Consider the following 4,970-nt stretch of genomic DNA (forward strand, 5'->3'; position numbering starts at 1 on the left):
AGTGCCTGACACCATCCAAATTTATGGATGGTGTCAGGCACTTTTTTTTGATCAAGACGTTATATGTTTTCCTGCCAGGTTGAACAGCAATTTGAATCCCCTCGACAAATATCTACATAAACCTGTAAAATAAAAGCAATAAAATAAGGAGGTGAGAATGATGGAAAAAACACTCAAGTTGATATTGGACAAACTTGATACCTTAGACCAAAAAGTAAACACGATTGATCAAAGAATCACTGACATTGACCAAAGAATCACTGGCATGGATCAAAAGATAACTGACATGGACCAAAGATTAACTACTGAACAAAAAAGACAAGGTGATTTATTACATCAATTAATTAATACAGTAGCAGCCACGAATGTAATGATTTCCGAAACAAACGAAAGAATTGATGCAATGGAAACGAAAGTAGACATTGTTATAGATGATGTGAAAGAAATCAAAAATTCTATGGCCACAAAATATGACCTTGAATATTATGACCGGATGATTTCCGAACACTCCAGGGAAATTCACAAGTTAAAAAATAGCTAAAACTCTCCAATAAAAATCCTCCTTAATAATCTGTTTCAGGAATAAAAGAGTATCGACTCAAGATCTTTCCATACAATATAAAACACTCACAGATGCGTTTAATCAACGTTTGTGGGTGTTTTTTTATTACATTGCAGACTACTTTGATAATACAGCGAATGTGATTGGTATGGATCGGATTAATCTGTATTTCTACTAAATCATGGTTTTCAGTTGTTCACACCCATTCGATAAAATTCATTTTTCCGAACATGCTAAAAAAAAGTAGTTTTTAATAAAAAAATATTTCTAAATATTCAAGAAATGAAGTATAATAAAAAACAATAAAGAAGTTACTGCAACATTTTTATAAAATGAAGGATTAACTGCACAATATGGAGGGCCGTATGAAAAGTTTTGAAACGATTATTAAAGAAAAATATGATACCTTGTCCCCTGGGCAAAAAAAAGTTGCCAAACATTTGATAGAGAAACTGGATGAATCTGCTTTTAGCACAGCGATGATGATTGGACGGAAGGTAGAGGTTAGTGAAACCACCGTCATCCGTCTTTCCTACGCATTGGGATTTAATGGTTTCAGTGAAATGCAGAATTACATTCAACAGCAGATCGTAAACAAAAGTTTGCATCCATTTAGTTCTGATTCGCAAGTAGAAAGGAAAGAGGAAGAGCACACGTCTCTCTTTACAGAGATCCTGGAAAAGGAAATTATTTCCCAGCGGCAAACCAATCATCAACTGAATGAAACAGAACTATGGAAGGTTGTTAATGAATTAATCAAAGCCGATCGAATCTTCATTTTGGGAATGGGTGCATCCTATGCACCGGCACACTGGTTTTCATTCCAGCTCCATTCTCTTCGGGATCAAGTCACACTCTGCCCATCAACTGGAGAAATCTACGAGCGGTTGGGTGATTTAAGTGAGCGTTCTGTTTTATTTATTATCTCGTTTCCGCGCTATTCGAAGGAAACCCTGCATATTGCAGAGTGTGCCAAAAAACAGGGGATTCCATTAATTTGTGTGACCGATCGTTTATTGTCTCCAATTGGTCGAATCGCTGACCTTACATTAACCACGGAGGAAGATTCAGAGTCTGCCGCCCATTCCATCACACCAGCCATCATTTTGTTGGATTTTATCATTGCTGGGATGAAGGTGAAAGATTCTCATCAGATTCAAGCTCGGCAGCAGAAATTAGAAGAACTCTACACGAATTACCATGTTTTTATTGAATGAACACTTGTGAGGAGAGGAGAAATTCAATGAACCAGCTTATTCATTTTATAAATGAGCAGGAGCAAGCCATTTTTAAGACTTATGACGACCTGCACCAATTGGCTGAACCCAGCTGGCAGGAACAAAAGACCTCCCAATATATTCAGGAAGAGTTAGCAAAAGCGGGGATATCATTTAAGACCTTCGCTAGTCATTATGGAATTATTGCCGATATACCAGGTGAAGGCGACGAAATCGTTGCTTTACGGGCGGATCTGGATGCCCTATTACAAGAAGTGAAAGGAAAGATCCAACCCAATCATTCCTGTGGGCATGATGCTCACAGCACCATGGTACTACATACTGCCTTGGCTTTTGCAGCTTGTAAACCTGAACGATCAAAGCCGGTTCGTTTCATTTTCCAACCAGCAGAGGAGAAAGGCGAAGGTGCACTACAAATGATCCAAGATGGAGCATTGGAAGGTGTCCACTACTTATTTGGTGTACATCTTCGACCCTGGATGGAAGTTCCGATGGGGAAAGCCGCTCCTGCTATCGTGCATAGTTCCTGTGCCACCATTTACGGAGTCATTAAGGGGAAACAAGCCCATGCATCTCGGCCCCAGGATGGTAATAATTCGATCGAAGCAGCATCTTACGTAATCCAAGCCTTGCAAAACATTCGTTTAAAAAGCCCTGATTCTTTTTCGATAAAAATGACGGGCTTAAATGCTGGGGGAAATTCCTCCAATGTCATTCCTGAAACTGCAAATTTTATATTAGATTTACGGGCAGCAACAAATGAAGCGATGGAAGAGCTGCAGTCCAGAGCATTAGATTTACTGGAGAAAGTAGGTGCTCTTACTGGGACAAGAATTAACGCCACCGTGGAAGAATTTGTTCCAGCCGCAAGATTAAATAAAGAAGCGATTAAAATGGCAAAGGAAGCTGCGGCCTTTGTCATGGGAGAAGAAAATGTGGTGGACAACTGTATTTCACAAGGGGGTGAAGATTTTCATTTCTATACCCTTCAAAATCCGGAAATAAAGGCGACCATGATTGGACTTGGCTGTGACTTGCGTCCTGGTCTTCATCACCCGGAGATGGAGTTTAATCAAGAAGCGCTCCTCTATGGAACGAAAATATTATCAAGTCTAGTTTATAAGGCTGCTTCAAATAATCATAAAAATAAGCGGTAATGGGGGATTATGATGAAAAAGTTTATGGTTGGTTTGTGTATAGCGTGTCTAGTCCTGATCGTGGCTGCGTGCGGCGGGAGCAAGGATGCTAGCGGTTCAGCAAAAGGAGATACACTTAAGTCGATTAAGGATAAGGGAGAAATGAAAATTGCCCTTGAGGGAGCGTACCCTCCATATAACTACATTAATAAAAGCAATGAGTTAGAAGGATTTGACGTGGATATTGCTCAAGAAGTGGCAAAAAGACTTGGTGTGAAAGCGGTTTTAGTATCAAACCCCTGGGATAGTATGATCCCTGCATTAACTGGGAAAAAGTTTGATATTATCATTTCAGATATGGCGATTACCGAGGAAAGAAAGAAGAAAGTATCGTTTAGCGACCCATATTTTACCACTGGCAATCAATTGTTTGTTCCAAAAGATTCTTCGATAAAAGACCCAAAAGACATGAAAGGAAAAAAGATTGGGGTAACAATCTCAACTACTGCAGCAGAAGAGGTAACCAAGCTTGGGGCCGATGTGAAACTGTATAAGAATGATTTTCTTGCTTTTGAAGACTTAGTAAATGGACGTCTTGATGGTGCTTCAACAGACCAAGGCGTCGGTGCCAAAATTATCCTCGATCAGAATTATAGTTTAGTAGCAATTGACGGACTACTAAATACTGAATTAGCGGGCATGACGATCCGTAAAGAAGATAATGATTTCCGTAAAGAAATCAATAAGGTGATCGCCGAAATGCAAAAAGACGGTAAATATGAAGAGATTAGTAAAAAATGGTTTGGAAAAGACATCCGATAAGGAGCTAAAGACATGTTAGATTTCTCTCTTGTTACTGAATACATTCCATTTTTACTCAAAGCATCGATACTGACCCTTGAAATCTCGATTCTATCCTTAATACTTGGGTTAGTGATGGGAATAATCATCGTAATCCTGAAGATTTCAAAGTTTAAGATTTTGTCATTGTTTGCAGACTTTTATATTTGGGTCCTTAGGGGGACCCCGCTGTTGGTGCAACTATTTCTTGTCTACTTCGGCCTTCCGCAAATCGGGATTGAACTAGATCCCTTTACCGCGTCAGTGCTGGCGTTAGGAATAAATGCCGGTGCTTATATTGCTGAAATTTTAAGAGGAGGGATCTTGTCCATCCCAAAAGGGCAGATGGAAGCAGCTCAGTCACTTGGACTGAGTTATCCCACAATTATGAGAAGAATTATTCTCCCGCAGGCACTAAGAGTAAGCATCCCTGCGATTGGCAATGAATCTATCACACTATTAAAAGATTCATCGCTTGCGTCGCTTGTTACCGTATCAGAATTGATGATGACTTCACAAAGATTTGCGTCAACGAATTATGCGTTTATTGAATTCTATATTACAGCTGCCGTTCTTTACTTAGTGATGACCACGATATTCTCATTTTTCTTAAGAAAAGTAGAATTTAAGTTGTCGATCAGCGAACGATAGTCAAGTCAAGGGAGGACCTATTGTGTCAAATCATGTGAAAGATCATCTTCATCCTATTATTGAAATTGAAAAAGTTCATAAAAGTTTCCATCAGCTGGAAGTTTTAAAAGGGATTAATTTACAGGTGTATCCTGGTGAGGTTGTAGCCCTGATTGGGTCAAGCGGCTCGGGTAAAAGTACGCTCCTCCGCTGTCTGAACGGGCTCGAGACTCTGTCTTCTGGTCGAATTACAATAGATGGAATGGAATTAAACTATTCGCCGCGAAGTATTCAACAAATTAGACGGGAAGTGGGAATGGTATTTCAACAATTTAACCTATTCCCGCACCTTACCGTCTTACAAAATATTATTGAAGCTCCTATTCAGGCGTTAAAGAAGTCTAAAGCAGTAGCCGTCGAACAGGCTTTAGTCCTCCTCGAAAGAGTTGGTCTTAAAGATAAAAAGGATGTTTACCCAAGGAAGCTTTCAGGTGGTCAGCAGCAGCGGGTCGCGATTGCACGGGCGATGGCGATGAATCCGAAAATTATGCTCTTTGATGAACC

6 protein-coding genes are annotated in these 4,970 nt (G+C 39.8%); all 6 read left to right on the forward strand.

All coding sequences use genetic code 11. The features are described 5' to 3' along the window. The first annotated feature begins 157 nt into the window (after positions 1-157). On the forward strand, positions 158-541 hold the full coding sequence (locus V7659_RS26780) for a hypothetical protein (RefSeq protein ID WP_335543125.1): 384 nt from the start codon (positions 158-160) through the stop codon (positions 539-541). Positions 542-927: 386 nt separating this feature from the next. Further along, a complete protein-coding gene (locus V7659_RS26785; protein ID WP_335543126.1) occupies positions 928-1,779 on the forward strand; it encodes a MurR/RpiR family transcriptional regulator in 852 nt (283 codons plus the stop codon). Between the two features lie 26 nt (positions 1,780-1,805). After that, the gene (locus V7659_RS26790) at positions 1,806-2,957 is read left to right on the forward strand and encodes an amidohydrolase (RefSeq protein WP_335543127.1); all 1,152 of its coding nucleotides are present in this window, start codon (positions 1,806-1,808) and stop codon (positions 2,955-2,957) included. Between the two features lie 12 nt (positions 2,958-2,969). Then, positions 2,970-3,758, forward strand: a complete 789-nt coding sequence (locus V7659_RS26795; RefSeq protein WP_335543128.1) for a transporter substrate-binding domain-containing protein — start codon at positions 2,970-2,972, stop codon at positions 3,756-3,758. A 12-nt stretch (positions 3,759-3,770) separates the two neighbouring features. Next, positions 3,771-4,427, forward strand: coding sequence for an amino acid ABC transporter permease (locus V7659_RS26800; RefSeq protein WP_144548388.1), 657 nt, complete (start codon positions 3,771-3,773; stop codon positions 4,425-4,427). 55 nt (positions 4,428-4,482) lie between these two features. After that, positions 4,483-4,970 (forward strand): amino acid ABC transporter ATP-binding protein (locus V7659_RS26805; RefSeq protein ID WP_335543129.1); only part of this gene is annotated, 488 nt, incomplete at its 3' end.

The organism is Neobacillus drentensis, from assembly GCF_036966985.1.
Taxonomy (GTDB): domain Bacteria; phylum Bacillota; class Bacilli; order Bacillales; family Cytobacillaceae; genus Neobacillus; species Neobacillus drentensis_E.

Excerpts from the sequence above, each read along its gene's own strand:
- V7659_RS26780 (WP_335543125.1), top strand. The coding sequence starts at position 158 with ATGATGGAAAAAACACTCAAGTTGATATTGGACAAACTTGATACCTTA.
- V7659_RS26785 (WP_335543126.1), top strand. The coding sequence starts at position 928 with ATGAAAAGTTTTGAAACGATTATTAAAGAAAAATATGATACCTTGTCC.
- V7659_RS26790 (WP_335543127.1), top strand. The coding sequence starts at position 1,806 with ATGAACCAGCTTATTCATTTTATAAATGAGCAGGAGCAAGCCATTTTT.
- V7659_RS26795 (WP_335543128.1), top strand. The coding sequence starts at position 2,970 with ATGAAAAAGTTTATGGTTGGTTTGTGTATAGCGTGTCTAGTCCTGATC.
- V7659_RS26800 (WP_144548388.1), top strand. The coding sequence starts at position 3,771 with ATGTTAGATTTCTCTCTTGTTACTGAATACATTCCATTTTTACTCAAA.